At 59.9% G+C, this 22,198-nt stretch carries 16 protein-coding genes; 8 read left to right on the top strand and 8 right to left on the bottom strand.

What is annotated here, in order from left to right:
- The first annotated feature begins 191 nt into the window (after positions 1–191).
- On the top strand, positions 192–1,517 hold the full coding sequence (locus HUU46_17305) for an alpha-L-fucosidase (GenBank protein NUM55408.1): 1,326 nt from the start codon (positions 192–194) through the stop codon (positions 1,515–1,517).
- 77 nt (positions 1,518–1,594) lie between these two features.
- Here the strand turns inward: HUU46_17305 and HUU46_17300 are convergent, their stop codons facing one another.
- From HUU46_17300 to HUU46_17290, 3 genes are read right to left on the bottom strand one after another with little or no spacing between them, the layout of a single operon-like run.
- Positions 1,595–2,902 (bottom strand): SpoIIE family protein phosphatase, encoded by a 1,308-nt coding sequence (locus HUU46_17300; GenBank protein ID NUM55407.1) that lies wholly within the window; start codon positions 2,900–2,902, stop codon positions 1,595–1,597.
- A gap of 2 nt (positions 2,903–2,904) precedes the next feature.
- On the bottom strand, positions 2,905–4,308 hold the full coding sequence (locus tag HUU46_17295; protein NUM55406.1) for a sulfatase: 1,404 nt from the start codon (positions 4,306–4,308) through the stop codon (positions 2,905–2,907).
- A 39-nt stretch (positions 4,309–4,347) separates the two neighbouring features.
- Positions 4,348–5,214 carry an SDR family oxidoreductase gene (locus HUU46_17290; protein NUM55405.1) on the bottom strand — a complete coding sequence of 289 codons (867 nt, stop codon included), beginning with the start codon at positions 5,212–5,214 and terminating at the stop codon, positions 4,348–4,350.
- A 167-nt stretch (positions 5,215–5,381) separates the two neighbouring features.
- Between HUU46_17290 and HUU46_17285 the strand changes: the two genes are divergently transcribed.
- Positions 5,382–5,810, top strand: a complete 429-nt coding sequence (locus HUU46_17285) for a heme-binding protein (GenBank protein ID NUM55404.1) — start codon at positions 5,382–5,384, stop codon at positions 5,808–5,810.
- Between the two features lie 116 nt (positions 5,811–5,926).
- Here HUU46_17285 and HUU46_17280 read toward each other — a convergent pair whose 3' ends face one another.
- Positions 5,927–7,936, bottom strand: coding sequence for a hypothetical protein (locus HUU46_17280; GenBank protein ID NUM55403.1), 2,010 nt, complete (start codon positions 7,934–7,936; stop codon positions 5,927–5,929).
- Positions 7,937–8,070: 134 nt separating this feature from the next.
- On the opposite strand from HUU46_17280, the gene HUU46_17275 reads away from it, so the two are divergent.
- The 3 genes from HUU46_17275 to hflC are packed head-to-tail and all read left to right on the top strand — an operon-like array spanning position 8,071 to position 10,640.
- Positions 8,071–8,451: a CoA-binding protein gene (locus HUU46_17275; protein NUM55402.1), complete on the top strand. Its 381-nt coding sequence runs from the start codon at positions 8,071–8,073 to the stop codon at positions 8,449–8,451.
- Between the two features lie 21 nt (positions 8,452–8,472).
- Positions 8,473–9,570 (top strand): FtsH protease activity modulator HflK, encoded by a 1,098-nt coding sequence (gene hflK, locus HUU46_17270; GenBank protein ID NUM55401.1) that lies wholly within the window; start codon positions 8,473–8,475, stop codon positions 9,568–9,570.
- Positions 9,567–10,640: a protease modulator HflC gene (hflC, locus tag HUU46_17265; protein NUM55400.1), complete on the top strand. Its 1,074-nt coding sequence runs from the start codon at positions 9,567–9,569 to the stop codon at positions 10,638–10,640. The genes hflK and hflC overlap by 4 nt, the downstream gene beginning before the upstream one ends.
- On the opposite strand, the gene HUU46_17260 is transcribed toward hflC, so the two are convergent.
- The 4 genes from HUU46_17260 to HUU46_17245 form a co-directional block, all read right to left on the bottom strand.
- Positions 10,637–12,391 (bottom strand): glycoside hydrolase family 31 protein, encoded by a 1,755-nt coding sequence (locus HUU46_17260; protein ID NUM55399.1) that lies wholly within the window; start codon positions 12,389–12,391, stop codon positions 10,637–10,639. The genes hflC and HUU46_17260 overlap by 4 nt on opposite strands.
- Before the next feature lie 301 nt (positions 12,392–12,692).
- Positions 12,693–13,154, bottom strand: a complete 462-nt coding sequence (smpB, locus tag HUU46_17255; protein NUM55398.1) for an SsrA-binding protein SmpB — start codon at positions 13,152–13,154, stop codon at positions 12,693–12,695.
- 196 nt (positions 13,155–13,350) lie between these two features.
- Entirely contained in the window at positions 13,351–14,661 is a 1,311-nt protein-coding gene (gene tolB, locus HUU46_17250; GenBank protein NUM55397.1) for a Tol-Pal system beta propeller repeat protein TolB, read from the bottom strand.
- A 42-nt stretch (positions 14,662–14,703) separates the two neighbouring features.
- Complete coding sequence (locus HUU46_17245) at positions 14,704–15,612, bottom strand: TonB C-terminal domain-containing protein (GenBank protein ID NUM55396.1); 909 nt, start codon at positions 15,610–15,612, stop codon at positions 14,704–14,706.
- 453 nt (positions 15,613–16,065) lie between these two features.
- Between HUU46_17245 and HUU46_17240 the strand changes: the two genes are divergently transcribed.
- The 3 genes from HUU46_17240 (at position 16,066) to HUU46_17230 (ending at position 22,198) form a co-directional block, all read left to right on the top strand.
- Positions 16,066–19,638 carry a carboxypeptidase regulatory-like domain-containing protein gene (locus HUU46_17240; GenBank protein ID NUM55395.1) on the top strand — a complete coding sequence of 1,191 codons (3,573 nt, stop codon included), beginning with the start codon at positions 16,066–16,068 and terminating at the stop codon, positions 19,636–19,638.
- Positions 19,639–19,822: 184 nt separating this feature from the next.
- A complete protein-coding gene (locus HUU46_17235; GenBank protein ID NUM55394.1) occupies positions 19,823–21,439 on the top strand; it encodes a glycosyltransferase family 39 protein in 1,617 nt (538 codons plus the stop codon).
- 9 nt (positions 21,440–21,448) lie between these two features.
- On the top strand, positions 21,449–22,198 hold the full coding sequence (locus HUU46_17230; GenBank protein ID NUM55393.1) for a glycosyltransferase family 2 protein: 750 nt from the start codon (positions 21,449–21,451) through the stop codon (positions 22,196–22,198).

The raw sequence follows: 22,198 nt of genomic DNA, 5'->3' as shown, positions 1-22,198 counted from the left end.
TCACGTTCGCCAGTGTCATGAATCCCAAACGCGTTCGAAAAGTCGAACGCCCTTCGGAGTTGTGCATAAGCTCGAATGCTCGATTACGATTACGAGCACGAGCACGAGCACGACAATTAATGCGAATCTCAGACTGATGACACTTGCCGGATTTGGTACAATACGCCTTTGGGGGATCGGGGGATTCTGCCATGAAACGCACGTCGTACACTTTTTCGGCATTTGCGTGCGCCATTACACTTTATAGCTTGTTCGCACACGCCAATCCGCCTGTCGAGACTTCCCCACCGCCCGCCGATCCCGATTCCGTCGCACGATGGCAGGCGATGCGGTTTGGCATGTTCATCCATTGGGGCCCCGTCTCGTTGAAAGGCACCGAGATTGGCTGGTCGCGCGGCAAGGAGGTGCCCCGCGAGGAGTACGACGGGCTCTACGAGGAATTCAATCCGACCGAGTTCAACGCGGCGGAGTGGGCACGTATCGCGAAGGGCGCCGGGATGAAGTACGTCATCATCACGTCCAAGCATCACGACGGCTTCTGTATATGGGACTCGCAATTTACCGGCTACGACATCATGTCCACACCGTTCAAGCGTGACGTACTCGAGGAACTGTCGTTGGCGTGCAGAAACGCCGGCCTTGCCTTTGGCACCTACCACTCGATCCTCGACCGGTATCAGCCTGACTACAACACCATCGACGCGCAGGGCGGGCCCGGGTACGCACTTCCCGCAGGCCGGGACCCGAACATGGATCGATATGTCGAGTACATGCGGGACCAGTTGCGTGAGATCGTGACCAAATACGGGCCGTTGCACACGATGTGGTTCGATGGCGAATGGGAAAAACCGTGGACCGTCGAGCGCGGGTGGGACCTACTGCGATACTGCCGCGAATTGGACCCGAAGATGCTTGTGAATAACCGCGTCGGTAAAGGCCGCGAAGGAATGGAGGGGGTAACCAAATCCGGCTTTGCGCCGGGCGACTACGACACCCCCGAGCAACAAGTCGGCGCATTCAACAGCGAGCGCCCGTGGGAAACCTGCATGACGATCTGTTCCCAATGGGCCTGGAAACCCGACGACAAACTGAAATCGCTGAAAGAGTGCATCGACATCTTGGTGCAGACCGCGGGTGGCGACGGGAATTTATTGCTCAACGTCGGCCCCATGCCGGACGGCCGCATCGAACCGCGCCAGGTGGATCGCCTGATGGAAATCGGGGCATGGCTGAAAGCCAACGGCGAGAGCATCTACGGCACACGCGGTGGACCGTTCCGGCCGGACAAGTGGGGATGCAGCACGCACAAGGAAAACACGATTTACGTTCACGTACTCGACTGGCCGGAGAAGGAGTTGCAGTTGCCCAAGCTCGACGCGACGATCCAATCCGCTGCGTTGGTTGATGGCTCGCTTGTACAGTTCGAGCAGGACGCAAATGGCATACGGTGCGTGGTTCCCAATGATCGACGTAATCCATTGGACACGATCATTGTGTTGAAGTTGTCCGCCGAGTAATGGGGTCGCGCACTACTCGAACGACGGCCGCAGCACGCGTCTCGACATTGGATTGTTCCGCGTGCTTGGGTGCGTCCTTACAGCACCCGCATGGCCACCATCGTCTGGTCGTCGGTGGGGCGTTGACCGAGGAGGTGGGTGCGGACGTGGCCGCGGATGGTGTCGATGAGGTCTGGAGCGCTCGCGTGGCCGTTGAGGATGGCGTGTTCGAGGCGTTCTTCGCCGAAGAACTCGCCGGAGAGCGCCTTGGCTTCGGTAATGCCGTCGGTGTAGAGGAGCAACGTGTCGCCCGGCTGAAGCTGTACTTCGGCCTCTTCGTACCACGCACCGCGATCGATACCGAGCGGAAAGCTTCCAACCGCGTCGAGCCAGCGCGCTTCCCCGTTCGAGCGCAGTAGCGGCGGATTGTGCCCGGCGCAGGCGTATCGGACGAGGCGGCTTTCGGGACAGTAGTACATCAGAAACGCCGTCACGAACGAGCTGTGGATCGGTTTTGTGGCGATGTGGCGGTTCAAGTATTCGAGCATCGCGCCGGGACCTTGCGCCTTGTGCACGCGCGTGTAAATGAGCGTCGACAACATGGTGACAACCACGGCCGCGGACGGCCCGTGGCCCGACGCGTCCGCGATGAGAATGCCCCACCACCCCTCGTGATCGTTGGAACTCTGCTCGTCAATGGGGCCGATGGGAAACACGTCGTAGTAGTCGCCGCCCGCGCGATCGAAGCTTTCGTGGATCGCGGCGAGTTCGAGGCCGGGCACCGCGGGCAACGGCGCAGGCAACAGCCCGCGCTGGATGCTTGCGATTTCGTCGACTTCGTGATGGATGAACGCGGTCGCTTCGAGCAGTTCCTTGGCGGCGCGTTTGCTGTTGGACATGCCGCCCAGCAGATTGGCTTGCAGAATCTGCGATTCGACCTCGCGCGACGTAAACGCGTCCGCCTTCGTCGACAGGAAAATAACCCAGTTCAGGGCGCGCCCGCCGTCGAACACGGGCGTAGCGATCATCGAGCGGTACGGCGACAGGTCCGTGCCCAACACCGGGTCCGTGGGAACGTTCAAGTCCCGAATGACGGTGACGCGTTCTTCGGAAATAATCTGACCAATAATGCCGCCGCTCTCGATTGGAGCGACCCTACTTTCGTCCTCCCGGTTTGGAAACGCATCCGACTCAATCTGCTTGTCATGGAAAATTCGAATCACGCGGTATTGGTTCGGTCCGACGCCCCGGCGGGAAATGGAGATAAGCCCGAGGTCGCCGTATAGTTTGCGCATCGTGTCGCGGTACAGTTTCGCCGACGTGCCCGGGTCCGGGTCGATGCTAAGGTCGCGCATCATGTCGATGAGTTGCTTAAATCGGCCGGCTTCGTCTTTGCGCGGGGCCATGACTAGTTTTTTACCTCGAGTGAGAACGAGTCGTTCACTGACTTGAGCCATGCGCGCGTCACTTTCTCGCACTTTTCGCGGACCGATCGCGAATCGGCGGTGCCGAACAGATCGGCCAACTGATAGGGGTCCTTGGCATTGTCGAACAACGAACCCTTGCCTTTGCTGGTCATGAAGTATGTGTGCTTCTTCGTCCTGATCCCGCGGAACAGCGGCGCAGGATGCGTCTCTTTGCCGGACGCGTTTCCCTTGGCAATGTGCATGATAAACTGCGACTTCGGGTCCGGCCCACCGCCGCCGACAAGGTGATCCGAATAATCCTGGCCGCTACACCTGCGCGGCGCCTTCGCGCCCGCGAGGGCGCACAATGTCGGGACTATGTCTATAGTTCCAAACAGGCTGTCAACTTTTTTCTTCGCTTCGATTCGCCCCGGCCACCGCACGAGGAACGGGACACGGATCGATTCTTCGAAGGGCTGCCGCTTCCCTCCCACGCCGTGCGAGCCGAACATGGAACCGTGATCACTCGTGTAAACGAGAATGGTGTTCTCTTCAATTCCCAGCTCTTCGAGTTTCTTCATGATCCGGCCCAGTTCATCGTCAATCGCGCTGATGTGCGCATGGTAGCCTTCGTAGTATGGCCAGCCGTTGTTGCTGAAGAACTTCGCCTCCGGCGACGCATCCGCCGGCCGGCCGTCTTGCCAGTTCGGGCGGCGCGGCAGCGCACCCTCGGGGTACAGCGCTTTCTTCCCTTCCGGCGCATCGGTGAAATTCGCGTGCGGCGGATTGAGCGACACAAAAAGGCAGAACGGGTTGGCCGTGTTGCCCTCCATGAATTCCAGCGCCTGGTCCGTCATCAGCGTCGCGTTGTATCCCTTCGGCGTGACGGGCGCACTACCTGAGGGATAATACTCCGACGTGTCCCAGTGAATGTTCGTCTTTTCCCAGATGAGTGAATGGTCGAAGCCGAACGGTTCCGCGCGCGTACCGCCGAGGTGCCACTTGCCGATATACCCTGTGCGCCACCCGCCATTGCGAAACGATTTCCCGACCGTTTGCTCGTTTGGCGACAGCGGGATGTTGTTGTCCACCACGCCGGTCTCCTGAGGCCAGCGCCCGGTCAAAAGGATGCCGCGGTACGGCGAGCATACAGGGTAGTTGCTGATGCAGTTCGTGAACTCCGCCGACTCCTCCGCGAGCTGCGCCATGTTCGGTGTGATCACCTGCGGCAATTCGGTGAACGACATCGACTGCCAGCGGTGCTCGTCGCTGAACACATACACGACATTGGGTTGCCGCTTGGGCGCCGCGACTGTTTTGGCGTGCGCCGCCGCGGAGACAACGCCCGCACCCGCGGAAACGAGGAACGCGCGCCGGGTGATGTCATTAAGTGCAGAAGTGGTCATCGAAGTTCTCCGTTCTACGGAAGAGCCACCAAGAAAATGCTACGGCGCGCAGGCGGCCGCGTCAACCGTTTCCAAACCAGACATCGCCGCGCTAACGCGCCATAACCTTCTGGCTGTCTCGACGTCGTGCGATGCGGGCGACGGCGCCCGTTCTCTGCACTTCTCGAAGTATTTTCCACTTACGCCGCTTACCTCCTGCGAACTCGCCAAATAAATCGGGGTTCGCGCGCCATCCCGCGGGCTCAGCCAAAACAGCCCGGCCACTTTCGCGAGACGATTGAGCGGGAAAGCGAGATTGTTGGCAATGCCAGTCGCGACCACGCCTGGATGCAGCGCGTTTACCGTCACACCAGTGCCCTCGAGCCTTCGGGCGAGCTCGTTTGTGACAAGCACGTTCGCGAGTTTTGTCTTGCCATAAACCCGCATGGCGGCGTAGGAGCGTTCGCTCTGCAGATCGTCGAAGTCGAGCTTCGCGCCGAAGTGCATGTCGGACGACACGAATACAATCCGCGCCGGCGCGCAGGCCTTCAGCCGCGAAAGCAGCAGGTTCGTCAACAGGAATGGGGCAAGATGGTTGACAGCGAACTGCATCTCGATGCCGTCGCGTGACAGTGTCCGCGCACCGGGAATCGTCGCGGCATTGTTAATCAGAACGTGCAGGTCGCGGAAGCGCGATAATACGTCGTCCGCCGCGCGGCGCACGTCGTCGAGCGACGCAAAATCCGCGATTACTAGATCGAGCGATGCGCCCGGCACCGTGCGCGCGATGCCGGCGATGGTCTCCTCGCCTTTGCGGCGGTCGCGGCACACGAGGATGACCTGCGCACGCAACTCGGCAAGCCCTTGCGCCGTCGCCCTGCCAATTCCGCTGCTCGCGCCCGTGACGAGTACGGTCTTGCCATTGATGAACCACGCATCGCCGTTCATCGGACACCTCACTCCTTGCACCATCAGCTTGCCGGAATTGGTCTCGGCAGACAAGTTGCCGCCTTGATCCGCGTGTGGACGGGCTGGTACGTTTTGCGCGGTAGCTGCCCCAACACTGTCACTCACACGAACAAGGAGACTGCGTCATGCCGGGCAAATATACGGGACTTAGCGCGCACGACATCGATCTCGAGGCCGCGCAGCGGGCCGTCGCGGCGGCCATCAAGAAGGCCGAGGAACTGGGCTGCAAGATGAATATTGCGGTCGTGGACGCCGGTGCGAACCTGAAAGCCTTCGCGCGGATGGAAGGCGCGTGGCTCGGCAGCATCGACATCTCGATTAAGAAGGCGCGTACAGCGCGTTTCTTCGACATGCCGACCGGCGCGATCGGCAACCTCAGCCAGCCGGGCGGGTCGCTGTATAACATTGAGCATTCGAACGGAGGTCTGATTACGTTTCCCGGCGGCGTGCCCCTGACGAACGCCAACGGTGTCGTCATTGGCGGAATTGGCGTGTCGGGATCGATCGTCGAAAACGACCACGCCTGCGCGTCGGCGGGCGCCGCGGCGCTGTAAGCGCAGATTGAGAGTGGATTGCGGTGTGCCGGTTTGTACCGCCGGCGCACCTTTTGGTTTCTGCCCTGGGAACGCTTACCTGCGGTCGAACACCAATTATTGAGACGAGCGGACGATTATGAATCTGGCGCCTTGGCGTCTCGTGCGTCTGCCAGCACTGCCTGGTACTTGGGACTGCGTTCGAGCAGCTCTCGAACGGTTATCGTTTCGCCCACGGCGGGCGGCGCGATCGGAAAGTAGCGTTCGACGGTCAGGAGCCGGCCGGTACGCGGACTGCGTTCTTCGACCATCGCCCCCGTGTACCACAGGTACAGGTCGTCGTCCAACGGTTTGTCGAAGACGAAGGCTGCGTCCATCGGCCAACCGTTGGCGTCAGTCTTGAGGACCGTCACCGTCAAGCCCGCCAATTGAACCGTGTCTCCCTGCGTCATCGGATACTTGGCGCTCCGGTAGACGCTCAATCCGCGGTCCGCAATCAAGCCGTCATCGCTGCGAATCAACAATGTGGATCCATCCGGTCGTTCAACCGTCAGCGCGCGAAGGCCGGATGAGAGCATGCGCATGTGCCCCGGCATGAGCTGCACGTCGGCGGACCGCTTCAGCATAAAGTAATAGCAGGTGAAGTCGTTCGCACCCTGGAGCAGGATCAAGTCGCGGTTCACGACCGACGCGTCAAATGGAAGCGACGCGTAGGCCGCGTCGAACTTACGTGCGGTCGCGCCATGCACCATCGATTGTACCGTCAGCGTGTTCGGCGCGACGATTAAGTGCGCGACAACGAAAATGCAGAACAACGCCGTCGCGTTTGCGCGGCGGAGTCCCGCTTTTGGAATCCATTCCGCCGACTTATCGCCCCGTCGAACAAGAATGACGAGTACAACGATGAGCAAGGCGCCGACGATGTAGTAGACAATTGTGCCAAGCCGAAAAATCGAATCTGCGATCCGCACAATTGCCGTCAGCCCGACAATGGATCCAATCAGCCTGGCAAACTGGCGCGCATTGAACCAGCCTGAGAGGTATTCGGCGATGAGGGCCATGCCACCAATTGCCGAAATGGTGAGCACGCGCGGTTGCGCGACGACCGCGCTCACCGGCAGCAGGGCAATCACCGCGCCAATGAGCCAGAACCGGGCGCGCGCGTTTGCGCGCAGCATTGGGCGCATGATCCACAACGCGGCACACAGCAACAGTACAACTACTGCAAAGCCAGTCGCCCGCTGCGTGTCGCCGCCGCGCAAGAATTCGGAGGGCCACTTGAACCATTCGGTGAAGAGCAGGATCGGTATGTTTGAGCCGATCCGCGCGAGCCATGCCGGAAAATCGCTCCCCGGGTCCGCGTACCATGCGGAGCCTGCAGACCCGAAACCGCGCACACGGTACAGTGCAAGGTACATCGCGCTAATCGCCGCATAGGGCGCCAACGAAAGCAGCCGGCTTCGCCACGAATCGAATCCCATGACCAGCGCATACGCAAAGAGATAGGCGCAGACGCTAATCGCGCCCTCGCCGCAGATGAGGCCGATCCCGTACATCGCGAAGGCGGCAACCGCCCACACGTCGCGTTTCGTTGTGCGCCAGCGGTGATGCGCAATCAGGACGGCTATCGACGAGCACGCGACCATTAACGTGTTGCGGCTCGAAATCCACCCGACGGCATACCCGTGGGCCTCGTCCGTCGCAAACATGAATGCTGCAAGCCACGCGATCCATGGCGCAGAGGCGAATTCACGGAAAAGCACAAACGCCAGCCCGCACATCAATGCGAACCACAGCACGTTTTGAAGGTGCATGGGCCGCGCGTTGTCACGAAACGTCGTATAATCGAACCAGTGCGTTGCCGCCGCAAGCGGGCGAAAGAACCACAGTTTCGCTTCGGTCACGGCCCACCACGGAAACACGCCGCGATCGCGCAGCCACTCGTTCTCCTGCACATTTCCCTTCGAAAACGCGAATGCGTCGACCCAACTTCTGCTGAGCGCGTCGAGACCGGGAAACCCCTTGTGTAATGCGCGCATATAATTGTCGTCGTTGACAAAGCCGTTGTTCAGCGAGGGAAACGTAAGTGCGGCCGCAAGGCCGGCAAACAGCAGCGCCCCCGCGATGTAATGCAGACTGGATTTCACGCCGGACCCCTCAACAGACGATTGGATAAAGATGCCTCACGAGGCAAAGAGAAAGTATACTGGCGCTTCGACAAGCGCGCCAGTTCCGGCGCGAGAGCGGGAATCAATAGTTCCGGCCAGGGAAATACCGATACATGCCAAAGACCATCGCAATCGTCGGCGCTTCCGCGGACAGGAGGAAGTATGGCAACAAGGCCGTGCGCGCGTTTCGCGATGGCGGCTGGACGGTTTATCCAGTGAATGCGAACGCCCGCGAGATTGAAGGACTGAAGGCCTACGCTTCGATTGGGGAAGTGCCGGGACCGCTGGATCGCGTTTCGATGTACGTGCCGCCTGCCGTGGGCATAACCATGCTTCACGAGATCGCCGCGCGCAAACCGGCCGAGTTCTTTCTCAATCCCGGTTCGGAGAGCGCAGAACTGATCGCAAAAGCGGAAGAGATCGGACTTAACACTATTACTGCGTGCAGTATTGTAAATATCGGCCTCCGGCCGGACATGTACCCGGACGAGTAGAATGCACAGGAGCGCAACCCAATGAGCGAACGAAAGCCATTCAGACCGGAAATCATCCGCGGCCCCGGAAGTGGCGGCGGCGGATTCGATTTGTCGAAGTTCCGGCCAAACCTTGCGAAGGTGCTGTGGCCAATCCTCATTGTGCTTTTTTTGTTCTGGCTGCTGCGCGGCGGGCCGGCCTATACGGTCGCGCCAGGGGAGGAAGGCATCGTGTTGACGTTTGGCAAATACACACGCACGACCGAGCCGGGCTTTCACTTCAAGCTGCCGTGGCCGATTCAGACCGTCGAATTTGCGGACATCGGCGAAGTGAAGCGGCTCGAGATCGGATTTCGCTCGAATAGCTCCGGGGGCACGACGACCTACGCCACGTTCCAGAACGACCCGTCGCTCCTCAACGAATCTCAGATGCTCACCGGCGACGAAAACGTCGTCAATTGCTCGATGTCCGTACAGTTCCGCGTAAAGAACTCGCGCGAATACCTTTTCAATTTCGATCCCGGCGAGGTCGAGAGCATGCTGCGCGCCGTGGCGGAAGCCGCGCTGCGCCAGGCTGTCGGCGACCATCCGATCAACGACGTTTTGACGACCGGCAAGTTCGAAATCATGGGCGAGATCAAACTGAAGATGCAGGAACTCGCCGACCTGACGGGGGCCGGCGTCACGATCGAGGACGTGTTTTTGCAGGACGTGCAACCGCCCCACGAAGTGGCCGAAGCGTTTCGCGACGTTGCGAGCGCGCGAGAGGAACGCGAGCGCATCATCAACGAAGCGCACGCGTACCAGAGCGGCGAGATTCCCAAAGCGGAAGGTGAAGGCGAGCGCGTCAAGCTGGCCGCCGAGGGGTATAAGGAGGCGACGATTGCCGAAGCGCAAGGCGCCGTGGCGCGGTTCAACGCCATCGCGGAGCAGTACCGGCAGTCGCCCGAGATCACGCGGTCGCGCCTGTATCTCGAGACCATGTCGCGCCTGTTGCCGAATCTGAGACTTACCCTCGTGGACGAATCCGCCGGAGTGCTCAATCTCAAGAATTTGGACAGGCAGGCGATTCCGGTGGACCCACAACAGATTCAGCAACAGTACCAACAGCAGACCTACTCGGGAGCGAACACACCATGAAGACGTTTCGATTTGTGGCGGGCGCCGCCGCCGTCTGCGTTCTCATTGCGCTCCTCGTAGCGAACACGTGCATGTTCGTCGTACATGAACGCGACCAAGTCGTTGTCACACGCCTGAACAAACCCGTCCACGTGATCGTCGGCGACCGCGCGCCCGAACAATTCGAGCCGCTAAAGACAGAAATCCTGCATGCTGCCCGGCGTACGGGCGAGGGCGCGGAAAAGCTCAAGATCAGCATGGGCGCGGGCATCTATTTCAAGGCGCCGTTTGCCGACACGGTCGAACGCTTTCCGGATGTCTTGATGACGTACGGGGTCGAGGAAGAGGCCGTCGTGCTTGCGGACAAGAAGACGCTCGTGGTCGACAACTTTGCGCGTTGGAGAATCGAGAACCCTCTGCTTTTCCGCATCAGCGTGCGCACGATTACCGGGGCCAACGGCGCGCTGGACGACGTGATTTACTCCGCGGTGCGCGAGGAACTGGGCCGAAACGATCTGACGGAAGTGATCCGAACGACAAACAAGCACGTGGGCACGGACGTACCGGCCACGACGGACGCTCCGGAAGATCTTGAAGCGCTCAACACGATGAGCGACGAGATCACGTTGGGGCGCGAAAAGATTATGAACTCCGTGACGAAACGCGCCAACGATCGCACGCTCACGCAGTACGGCATTCGCGTGGTCGACGTGCGCATCCGGCGCGCCGACCTGCTACCGGAAAACTTCCAGGCCGTGTTCGGCCGCATGTCTGCGGAACGATCCCGCATTTCGCGCGGGTATCGCAGCGAAGGCCAGAAACAGGCGGAGATTATTATGGGCGGCACGGACCGCCAGGTGCAGGTCATCCGCGCGAACGCCGAGCGCGAGGCGGCGATGATGCGCGGCGAAGCGGACGCGGAAGCCATCCGCATTTTTGCCGAAGCGTTCAGCTCGAACCCGGAGCTGTACAGCTTCGTGCGTTCGTTGGAGGTGCTTGAAGAATCGACGCCTCCGGGGACCGAGGCGATTCTCAGCGCGGATTCCGGACTCTTTCGACTGCTTAAGGAAGGCGCGGCGAGAGCCGATTAATAATCGACGACGTACTTGCCTTCCGCGTAGTCCTTTGTGCGTATGATCAATTTTGCGCGGTCGCGGTCGTAGGTCCAGTCGAGGCCTTCCTCCAGCGCCTTCATATCCAACTGCACTTTCAACGGCGGGAAAATCATGTGGACGCGCAGAATGTGGGGTTTGTGCACGCCGGAGATTTGGAGCGTAAGCTGGCTCGACATGCGCGACTCGAGCCTCGTCTTGCCGGAACCGTCCGCGTGCACCATTTCGAATTCGGTGTTGCCCGCCGGATACACGAGCCAGGTGACGAACCCCTTCGATTCCGCATCGCCGTAACCCGTGTAACTGCGTGAAACGTTCAGCGGAATGATCGCGCCGTCGCGAATATACACGGGGGCTTCCTCCAGCGGGTACGTGCGTCGCGTCGTAGACGGTCCCTCCAACACCTCCAAATCGTTGAACATATACCGCCACTTGCCCGCAGGAATGGTGACCGATCGCATCAGATTGTCCTCGTAGATCGGCGCAACCAGGAAGTCGTTCCCGAACAGATAGTGGTATTTGGATTCGAGCGGACGCATGAGTGGCTTACCACCTTCGTGGCATTCCGCAACGTGCGTGTAGATATACGGGACCAACTCTGTATGGAGCCATGCGAATTTGCGGACGATCTCCCACTCGCGCTCGTTCGACAACCACAACCGCCGGTCGGCGTGCCCGCCGTTCATGAACAACCCGCAGAAACACGAGAATTGCGCCCAGCGCGCGTACAGGTTCGGGGGTATGTCGCTGCCGGAGTAGCCCGGGATGTCCGAGCCAATGACGTTGTAGCCCATGGACGCGCTGCGCAGAATGTCCGTAATCGCTTCCTCAATTCCTTCGTTCTCGAGCGTCCACGCGTGGTCTTGATCGCCGACCCAATTCACGGGTGACGCGTCGAGCGGCGCAAATCCCTCCGGGTGGGCGAGGGTGTCGAGCCACTCGAAGAATTCGCCGCGCGGCTTCCTGTTCAGCAGGCCGAGGCGATCGGTTGACCGCGAAAGTGTAATGAATTCGGGGTTCTTGCTGAGGCCGTGCGCGTACTCGTCGCGGTAGTAGCGGTCCATGTACTGGCGCGTCGTCATCGGACCATTGAACACGTTCATGTAAAACAACGGCGCATTGCGATACTGCGACCGAAACAGTGTGCCGGTCCCGTCCAGCTTCCATCCGTCGATGCCCCAGTCGAAGAGCGGCTCTTGCAGGCCGCGCCACCACTTCATCGCGGCGGGGTTCGTGTAATCGATGAACCCGCCTCTCCCCTTCCACCATCCAATTTGCCATCCGTCGCCGGTCAAGTAACCCTTTCTCCTGGCGTCTTCGTACCAATCGGTCGAATCTTTGAAACGCGTGTCGTCATTTTGGCTGTTGACCATCGAAGTCATCCAAAGCACAACGCGGTACCCACGTTTTTCGAGGTCGCCAAAGAACTCGGCCGGTTTGGGATAGCGTTCCTCGTCGACGGCGAAATCGTTGTAGCGGGTCGACCAGGGACTGTCGATCAAGACCGTGCGCACGGGGAAGTCGCGCTCTTCGTATTCCTTCAACAAGCCAAGAATGGCCTGGGACGTGTTCCCATCGTCTTCCCACAGCCATGGTTCGAGCGCCCACGCGGGCGTTAGGGGAACGGGTCCCTTCAAGCCTCCATGCAACGGGTATCCCCAAAACGGAAAGACGAAATAGAAGTACGTGCCGACGCAGAGCAGAAGCAGGACGAACGCAAAAAGCTGCATCAGGCGGAAACCGCAACCGCGTTTCTTGCTCATGGCCCCCCATTGCGTGCGTGCCGGCCCAGAATCATTGTCACGTCTCAACCCAATCGAGGTTACACAATTATGCCAGGGCTTAACGTCTCAACACGCCAAATGTCGTAATTGGGTTCCGGGTTTCGGGTCCCGGGTTCCGCAGAGAAGTCATGTCGTCCGTGTTGTTCCGCCCCTGCCGACGCTGTGCTTGAACCTGTGTGTCCCCTAATGCATTGAGGTGTACTTTGAACTCGATAAAACCGGTGCGCGCCGCGCCCGCTCCGCGGCGTTACTTCGCGCGCCGCGTGTCCTTCATCGCCCGGTCGATCTCGCGTTTTACCTCGCGATCGCGGATGGTGTCCCGTTTGTCGAACGTCTGCTTTCCCTTGCACAGCCCGATCTCGACCTTTGCGCGGCCTTCCTTGAAGTACACACTTAATGGCACGAGCGTGTACCCTTTTTCCGCCACCTGCGCGCCGAGTTTCGCAATCTCGCGCTTGTGCATGAGCAGCTTTCGTTTGCGCTCGGGGTCGTGATTCCACACGGTGCCTTGCTCATACGGATTGATATGAACACCGACAAGAAACATCTCGCCATCAGTCACGTCGGCGTATGCATCTTTCAACACGATGTGCCCCGCGCGCAGCGATTTCACTTCCGTGCCGCGCAGCTCGATGCCCGCCTCGTGCTTTTCCAGCACGTGATAATCGTGCCGCGCACGCCGGTTCTGAATGACTATTTTTTCTCCCATGAATCGGGACTTTACCTATGTATTGCGAACGTATCGCGAGGGCGTCGCTTTTCGAGTTCAAGATCAAATTGCAGATCTCAAATTTGAGATTTCAGAATTCGGGTTTCGGGTTTCGAAATACGCTACCACGGGCATTTTGAGACTTTGACAATTCAACTTTCATGTGCGTACACCCAACCCATTCTATTCGCCAAGTTTATCTCCGCGGCCCCCAATCCGGTCCCTGTGCGCTGACACCGATCCCCGGGATCTTCCGGTTTTCGCCGGTGGCGGCGTTCGCCGCCCACAATTGCGGTTTGCCTTCGCGCGTAGAGGTAAACACAACGTACCGCGAGTCACGCGACCAGCTTGGCGATTCATTTGAGCCGCCGCTCGCCGTGAGCGCCCGAGGGTTCGCGCCGTTTGCGTCCATCACATAGACTTCGAAGCCGCCCTGCTCGACGACATAGGCTATTTGTTTTCCATCGGGCGACCACGACGGGTCATAGGACTTGCCGCCCTGCAACGACAAGCGCCGCACGTTTCCGCCGGTCGTGTCCATCACGTATATCTGTGGGCTGCCCCCGCGATCGCTGACGAATGCGATACTGTTGCCGTCCGGGCTGAAACACGGCGATGTGTCAGTGCCCGGATCGTTTGTGAGCCGCTGTTTGCCCGTGCCGTCGGCATTCACCAGATAGATTTCCGAGTTCGCGTCCTTACTCAACACCATTGCGAGCCGCTGGCCGTTTGGCGCCCACGCCGGCGCGCTGTTCATACCGACTTCCTTTGACAACGCCATGGACTTGCCCGACGAAAGCTCGAACGAATACAGGAACTGGTAGCGGTCTTTGAACGACACGTAGGCGATCTTTGATCCGTCCGGGGAAAACGTAGGCAGAATCGAAATCGAGTTGTGCTGCGTCAACTGTTTCATATTCGCGCCGTCGTAGTCCGCGATATAGATTTCCTTCTTACCCGTGGCGCCGCCGCTGAAGCAATACTGCGACGTCGCGATCCCCGGCTCGCCGTCGAGGTACTTCACAATCTCGTCCGAGAACTGGTGGACCACCTGGCGCCACCACGACTGTTGGCTTGACAACCGCTTACCGACGACTTGCTGTCCCGTTGCCGCGTCGAACAACCGGCACTCGAGCGTCACATTACCGCCTTCGGACACGGCATAGACATGCACGACATACTCTGCGCGCGCGCTGCGCCACGCGTCGAAGTTCAGCTTGGTGGGATCGCTGGTGAGGCCGGAGAAGGCCGCGGGGAATTCTTCCGGCCGCAACAGACGAATGAGACCGGTGAAGTCGAGGTCATACCGCATGACTTCCGTCATTTGGCTCGCAAGTGCATCCTGGCCGGGAGGCGTCGCAAACGTCGGAACGGCGACGCCTATGCGCGCATCCGTCCCTCCGCTCGATCGAATCTCGACCCGTTGACCGTCGGCCGCCGCCGGGTCCTGCGCCCCCGACACAAACGCCACGCAAAAAAACAGAATCGCTGGGCCAAAAAATCGCACGCTGCTGCTCCTATCGTGATACGCGCACCCAAACCGTGCGCATTACGTTGTCGGTATGAACGTGTAGTACACCTGTACCCGGGCGTCGGCAAAACTGTCGGGCAGCGCCGGATACGGCACCGCCGATTTGATCGCGCGAATCGCGCTCTCCGCGACCGCCGGGTCCACCGCATGCTTCACGACTTCCGGCTCGCCGACAAGTTTGCCTTCCCGGTTCACCCAAAACGAAATAAGCGCGCCGTCATCCGGCGGCCCTAATTGAATGCCTTGCGGGATGACCCATTCCTTCTCGACTTTGCGCTGGACCAGACCGCCCCACATCCCGAGCACGCTTGGCACGCCGCCGGCCATTTGAAGTCCAGGCTTGCCCGTCGCGACACCCGGCACGGGCGTCGTCTGCCGTTTCGTAGGCCGCGCAGGCCGGGATGACGAATCGAGATCGTCCAAGGGGTTGTCTGTCACGTCTGCCAGCGGATTGTCCGCCTTCGCGATCTTGACGCGTTTGTCTTCCGCCGGTTTCTTCTCCGGTTCTTTCTTCGGTTCCTTCTTCGGCTCTTCCTTCGCGGCTTCTTTTTTCGGCTTCTCTTCTTTCGGCTTGTCCGGTTTGGGCTTTTCTTCCTTAGCCAGCTTCGGCTCTTCCTTCTTCGGCTCGGGAGCCTTCGGTTTCGGCTCTTCCTTCTTTGGCGGAGGCGGTGGCGCGGGTGGCGTCGGCTGCGGCTGTACCGGGGGCGCGGCGGTCGGTGTACCCAGGGGCGGCGCATCGGCCGGAGGCAAGTTCGGATTGATCAGTTCGACCGAATACATGCCTGCCTGCGTGAGCTTAAGCGTCCGTGGCAACCGAATCGTCAGCGCGCACACAAGGGCGACATGCAAGACCACTGAAACAATGATTGCCTTGCGAAGCGAGGCCGAGGACTGCCACGGCCAGAACTGTGCGTAAAAGCTCCTCATGGTGAACGAGACCGGCGGTTACCTTTGTGCTAAAGCACGTTGAGACAAGCACTTGAAGCTAGAACGAAATGGACGCAATCCCGCCGACTGGGGACCATTCTTCGTGTTGACCACTATGGCATATCCGACCGATTGAAGTCAAAGAAAACTGCGCAGAATGGCCCACATGCCTACTATATCTGCGGCGCAGCCGTATCTTGACTACTAGCTGTAGTAGAAATTGGGCCAACGTCGGATCAATCCTCAAAACCGGTCGATGGTTCCTGACATCGGCGGCAAACGCCGTCTACGCGCGGGACAGCGGGTCGCTATTCGGGCGCCGGCCGATCCAAAACCTTCCTGCTAGTTCAGTATTCCGGTGTCGCCGACTCGTGTGCTACGCTCACAATGATCGAAAGTGTCCACGTTGGACATTAACTGTCCACTGTGCGCTAATACCAGGGGGTGGCTTTCATGCAATCGAACACCCGCTTTTACGTCATCGTAATCGTCGTGCTCGTCGCAGTCGTTGGCTTCTGGTTCATCCTTTTCGGTGGGAACAAAGCAGCGGATGACGACGCCTCGAAACCAGTTCAAATCACGGCGAAGAAGTCTGAACAGCCAGAACCATCAGCGGAGGTGGACGAGAAACCGGCGGTGCGGAAGCAGGATCGTTCCGAACCGGTCGGCGAACTCGCGGCGAACCGCACGGCGTCCGCATCCTCAGTCGCTGGCGACGGCACGATTACCGGCGTTGCCAAAGACGCCGCCGGCGATATGGTCGCGGGCGCAACAGTTCGCATTCTTCCCGTTGGCTGGAAGAATTACGAGGCCCGACCCAGTGACGCCTCTACGTTCGAAACCCAGACGGACAACGACGGCAAATTCTCGTTCTCGAAGGTACCGCTCAAGACATCGATTGGGATCGAGGCGGAGCTCGGCCCGCTCTACGCAGTAGACAGCACCTACGTCGGGGAACGCACGAAGACTGCCGAGATCGAACTTACGCTGGAGCAATCGGCCCACATCGCCGGCACCGTCGTTAGTCCCGAGGGCGAACCCGTTGCCGGGGCGGCGCTTTACGCGGCGCGATGGAAAGAACAAGCCGGGGAAGAAAACCTCCCACGGATCGAAACAGAAATCACGCGCCAAGTGACGGACGAGTCCGGCGCATTCCGCTTCCCACACGTGCCCACCGGCAGTTTCCAGTTTCTCGTCAAGTCCGACGCCTACGCGCCGTTGCTCACCGACTGGGTCGTGTCGGGAACGGACGATGCGAAATTCAGCTTGCGCAATGGCGGAACGATTGCAGGACGCGTGGTGTACGCGGGTACACGCGAACCCGCAGGCAAGGTGAACGTTATCGCGAACACAAACTTATCACGTGAAGGGCAACGTCAGGAATCCGCCACGGACGGATCGTTCGTATTTTCCAACCTGCGCGACGCGGAGTACCGACTCGCGATAGAAAGCGAAACGCTGACGCTGACAAAGGAGCCGGAGAAGATTACGCTCGCGCCCACGCAGAGTCTGGACGGAATTGAAATCGAAATCGACAAAGGCGGCGTCGTCAGTGGATTTGTACGCGACGCAGCAACCAGCAAGGGTGTCCGAAACGCGCGCATCCAACTGTACACCGAATCGCGCGGCGGCGGGACTATTCGCACCTCCAAGGACGCGACGACCGAAGAAGACGGACTTTACACGATCACCGGCCTTCCGTCCGGCAGCTACACGATCTATGTGACCGAGGCGGAGGGTTACGTCGCCGACGACTACAACAAGCGCCAGATCATCAGTGTCACCGCGGGACAATCCATCGAGGACGTCGATTTCACGCTTGAATCCGGAACGTCCATTGCCGGGCGCGTGGTCGACGAGGCGGGCGAGCCGGTCCCGCAAGCACGCGTGAGTGTGGCTGCGAAGCGCGGAGGGCGTTACGCAAACGCCGAAAGCGACGTAAACGGACTGTTCACGGTCATGGGAGTGACGGTCGCGTCAGAGCTCTTTGTCCGCGCGGAGAAGAAGGGACTCGTCTCGAAGCCGGTCGGCCCGTTCGATACGTCCTCCGGCCCCGTCGGCGATGTCACCATCACCGTGGTAAAGGAAGCGACCATTTCCGGCGTCGTAGTTGACGAAAGCGGAAAGCCTATCCCCAAAGCACAAGTCATTCCGTATCGGGTGGAAAAGGAGAATCAAGGATTCGGTTCGCCTGTCGAGCGCTCGAACGAGAAAGGCGAGTTCAAGCTCGGGCGACTGGCCGAGGGCGAGTACCAACTCCAGGCCGTCATTGGCGACGGAAGCTGGATGCGCAACCCGAATGAAGAAATAATCCGTGTGGCTTCCGGCGAGGAGAAGACTGGCGTGCGGGTTGTGGTCAAGGAAGCGGGCGGTCTATCCATCGCGGGGCGCGTCACGGACGAGGACGGAAAGCCGGTCCGCAATGCAAACATCTGGGCATCCGGTCCGGGCAGCCATTCCAGTGGGAGGACCGGGGAGGACGGGCGCTACAAGATTGCCGGGCTCAAAGAGGGCAACTTCTACGTCAGTGTCCAAGCCTCAGGTTACTCGCGAGGCAACCTCAATGACATTCCTGCCGGCAGTGAGGATGTCGATATCGTGCTGAAAGGGACCGGCAAGATCGACGGCAAAGTCGTTGACGCCGCGACCGGCAAGCCTGTCGCCGATTTCGAGATTGTATACGGAGCGAACGCCGGGGCTAGCATGCGGAATTTTCAGCATATGGGCCCCGGTGCGCGCACGCGCAGCGAGAATGGCGAATTCCACATCGAGAGTGCGGAAGCGGGCCAAGCCGCGCTATTGGTGAAAGCCCAGGGATACGCTCCGAAAATACAGCAAGTGATGGATATTGTTCCGGGTGAAACGAGGTCCGGTGTCGTAATCGAATTGGAGACGGGTGGCGTTGTCGTGGGCCGCGTGCTCGACACAGGAGGCAATCCGGTGCCCGGCGCAAAGGTCTTCGATACCGCCGCGCCCATGGACGAGTACCGGCGTGATCGTGCCGCGCGCACCACCTCGGGGGCTGACGGCGCGTTCCAGCTCGACGGCCTGCCCGACGGCACTGTCACTATTTCTGCGTACCATCCCGCGTACGCCGGCGCAAACGTCCAGGTCGAGGTCGCGCCGGGCAGGACGACGCAGGCGGACATCGTGCTGGGCACGGGCGGTACGGTTCGCATTCGCGTGACGGAGAATGGACAACCGGCAGCAGGGGCCTACGCGGGACTGCAAGACAAAGTCGCATCCGACTCGACTGCCAAAGAACCCGATGCGAACGGTGTGGCCGAGTTTACCTCGGTGCCTGCCGGCAATTACCGCGCCTACGCTGGCCTGCGCGATCCCAGCGGCCCTGGAACTCCCAGCCGTAACCAGGGGAAGGAGATCGTTGTTACGGACGGAGGCGTCACTGAAGTTACCCTCGATTTTGCATCGGGCACCGCGTCCGTAGTCGGCGTCATGGCGTTTAACGGCCAACCGCCGACGCGTGGCTGGGTCCAGGTGACGCTTACGGGAGGCGAGAGTTCTGGCGAAGAGGGCCGTCACGCCGAAACCGATGCGAACGGCCAGTTTCGGATCGAAAATCTGCCTGCGGGACAAGCCCGCCTGCGCGTGAACGGAATGATCGGCGAGACGAACCCGGTGAGCCGGCAACAAACTGTGGAACTCGTTGACGGGCGCGCGACGGAGGTTACCTTCGAACTCGGCGGCGGCGGTACCGTCAGCGGCATCGTGTCCGGCTTCCCCGCGGAAGGCTACGTAGGCGTCGCGCTCGCGCGCGGCAACATCACGCTGCCCGCGCGCACCACGCAGGAAGAGTTCAGCCAACTCCACAGGGATGATGTCATCGTGAGCGGTGCGGCCGTCGATCGCGCCACTGGCGCGTTCACCATGAATGGCATTGAACCTGGGCAGTATACGGTCTGCGCTACAGCCGCCGACGAATCCGGTGCGGTTCGCTGCGCCACCGCATCGGTAAGCGTCTCCGAAGGCGAAACCGCGACCGTATCATTAACACTGCCGCGATAGGCGAAACCATACTGCGCCGACCATCGCGCGTACGTTACAGCCCGGACTTGTGGACCGCGTCTGCCGTGCCGGTCGTCAGAAGTAGTCGCGGCCAACGGTCCGCGCGCCGCGACGGAGCGTTTGGAAATCGAGCAATCCCGCCGATACAATCCCCCACTGCGTTGACGGAAAGACGGGTATCCACATGCGATCGCCGGATCAGTTTGTAGACGAATATGGGCCGCGCTCCGCGAGCCGATTGTTCTCGCTCTACACAATATGTTTTGCGTGGTACGTGTTCGCGATCATACTGCTGCAAACGCTCGGAGTCGAGCCGCTGTACATGCAGTTGACCCCGTTTTATGCCAATCTCTTCCCCGCGTCGCGCATCGGAGGTGTGACGACTGCGGCGTTTCTGCTTGGCCTGATTCTATTCGCCGTGCTTCGACGCGCGGGCGGCGCACCCATTTCGCGACACATCCGCTTCGGCATGCTCGTGGTCGCGGTGACGATGCTGCTGGCGCTCCAGTTGGTTGCCGTACTGGCCCGCACCGAGACCACACTCGGTGAATTCTGGGCCGATTTCCGCTGGCACCTGCCGATGCTGATTGTCGTGACAGCGGCGGCGACCGCCGCCGTTCGCTGGCTCCGCCGCGTGAACTGGTGGGAAGACGAACTGTCGAACAAGACCGCGTGGCGCGTGGCCATCGCACTGTCGATTTTTGCGTTCGCGCTCGCCGGCAGCGTGGCGATGATTCGTGGCGGGTTCGACGGCATAGCCGAGGCCTACAGTCGCGGCAGTTATGAGTATGTGGACGATATCGGCAAAGGCGTTTCGATCCTTGGACTCCTGCGAACGTACAACGAAATTCATCCGATGCTATCGATGCACGCCAAGGTGCATCCACCGGGGCCGGTCGTCATCCTGTGGGTTATGTCCTCGTTTTTGCTTACGCGCGACGCGCTCGTGTTATCCATTGGCACAATGGCCGTGGGCAGTCTCGCGGTGCTTCCCCTATTCGCGTGGGTGCGGGACATGACAAATCAGCGTGTTGCATTGACTTGTTGCGCGTTCTACGCACTCGTGCCGTCCATTGTCATGTTCACCGCGACCAGCGCGGACATCTTGTTCATGCCGATGGTATTCCTGACGCTTCTCTACTTCTGGCGCGCGGTCCACCGAAACTCCCCGCGCTACGCTATCGGCGCGGGGATTATGTACGCGTTGCTCTCGTTATCGTCCTTCTCGCTGTTGACGCTCGGCTCTTTCTTCGCGTTTGTCGGTCTCTGGCGGTTATCGGCCTCGACCACGCGGGCAAGCGTAATCAAGACCGCAGTTGTGATGCTCGCCTCGTTCCTACTTTTTCACGGCGCCGTACGCCTGCTCACCGGCTTCGACGTCATTGAATGCTTCCGCCTGAGTCACGCGCAGTTTCTCGAAGACCAGGTCAACGTAGACAAGACACAGCCGCGGTACCCCTCCTGGGCGTTCAAGTTTTTCAACCCGCTGTGTTGGATCTTCTACGCCGGCATACCGACGTCGCTTTTGTTCCTGTGGCGTGTTTGGAAGCCATCGTCCGCCAGCAAGCCGTTATTCATCGTGTTCTTGCTTACGCTCTTCGTCCTATCGCCGCTTTATCTCGCGCGCGGCGAAGGCGAACGCTCTGCAATGTATGTTTTCCCATTTATCGTGATTCCCGCAGCGCACCTGTTGGACGAACTCGGCGTCAAGGCTCGCTCGCTCCAACCATTGGCCATGACCTTTGCGTTCCTTTTGTTTCAAACATGGCTGATGGAATCCTATCTTTACACGTTCTGGTAGAATTCGCGCATGTGGCATTACAAGTCCGTCTCCGTCATTTTCCCCACGTATAACGAAAGGGACTCGATCCGCACCGCGATCGAGGATTTCTTCGCGACCGGCCATGTCGACGAGGTCGTCGTCGTGAACAACAACGCGGCGGAGGGCACGGACGACGAGGTGAAACAGACGAGGGCCCGCCTCGTGTACGAAAAGCGGCAGGGCTATGGCCACGCGATCTGGAAAGGCCTTGCCGAAGCCACCGGCGAGATACTGATTATCGCCGAGCCGGACGGCACCTTCTCCGGGCACGACGTCATCAAGATGCTCGCGTACTCCGACGACGTGCCCGTCGTTTTTGGCACGCGCACGCAACGCGAATTCGTGTGGGAAGGCGCGAACATGGGCATCTTCCTTAAATGGGGCAATTGGGCCGTTGGCAAGTTGGTCGAGTTTCTGTTCAACACGACGTTGCTCACCGACGTCGGTTGTTCGATGCGGCTCTTTCGCCGTGACGCGTACGAAAAGATCGCGCCCTACTTCTCCATCGGCGGGTCTGCGTTCGGCCCGCAGATGCTGCTCATCGTCATCCTGAACGGAATCCATTTTATCGAGATACCGGTCAACTACAAGCGGCGCGTCGGCGAGTCCTCCGTTACCGGCAGTAAGGTGAAGGCTTTCTTCCTCGGCATGTCGATGATCGGAATGATTCTGCGTTACCGGTTCCTCTCGTGGTTCGGGTGGCGCCCCGCGCGCGGAGCAAATCCATACTCGCCGTAG

It is taken from the genome of Candidatus Hydrogenedentota bacterium (assembly GCA_013359265.1).
GTDB lineage: Bacteria > Hydrogenedentota > Hydrogenedentia > Hydrogenedentales > SLHB01 > JABWCD01.
The sequence above is the reverse complement of the archived record's forward strand: the minus strand, read 5'-3'. Positions and strand labels throughout refer to the sequence as shown.